The organism is Microvirga sp. KLBC 81 (assembly GCF_003075415.1).
In the GTDB taxonomy this organism is placed as follows: Bacteria; Pseudomonadota; Alphaproteobacteria; order Rhizobiales; family Beijerinckiaceae; genus Microvirga.
This window is the reverse complement of sequence record NZ_QDAH01000306.1, coordinates 1-659: the sequence shown is the minus strand read 5'-3', so window position 1 is coordinate 659 and position 659 is coordinate 1. Positions and strand designations below refer to the sequence as shown.

Annotated in this window: 1 protein-coding gene; it reads right to left on the bottom strand. The window is 58.6% G+C overall.

What is annotated here, in order from left to right; all coding sequences use genetic code 11:
- A partial coding sequence (locus tag DC522_RS33915) for a transposase (RefSeq protein ID WP_165820450.1) occupies window positions 1-659 on the bottom strand: 659 nt, incomplete at both ends.

Below are 659 nucleotides of genomic sequence, written 5' to 3'. Positions count from 1 at the left end.
GATCATAGCGTCCAGGTCAGCAATCTCATCGTGCAGTTCGAGATATCGGCGACCCAATGACTTGAGACTAATCCTGTAGGCGGAGATGACGGTGCGATAATCTGTCAGATCTGGCCGCCAGGCCGCCAAGGTCCTGACGAGTTGCATGCGGGTCATCTTGCGCAAGGTGTCCCGAAGATCATCGGGTGCGCAGATGATCGTGTTGTGAATCATCTGCAGCGCGACGCGCCGGGCAGCAACTGCCGTCTTTCGGCAGGCTTTGAGGACCCGGAGGGACTCGATCATCCCGTCACGAGTTTTGGGCGTGACGGTCCGCTTGCCAGCAAAGGCCGCATGGGCTGCGTTCTGAGCATCCAGATCATCGTTCTTTCCACGCTTGCGACGGTCATGTTTATCCGGGGTCGTCACCTCCAGAACCTCGACACCAGCATTCTGCATGTAACGCAGGAGCCCGGCGCCGTATGTGCCTGTGGCCTCAATGCCGATGCACCGGAGCTGTCCGAAGGACCGCATCCAGGCGAGCATCTGCCGATATCCTTGTCGTGTTGTTGCGAAGCACTGGCTTGCGAGCACATGATCGTGTTCATCGACAACGGCGGCGACATGAAGATCTTTATGCGTGTCGACGCCGCCAACGACGGGACGTGGTGCAACCTCCT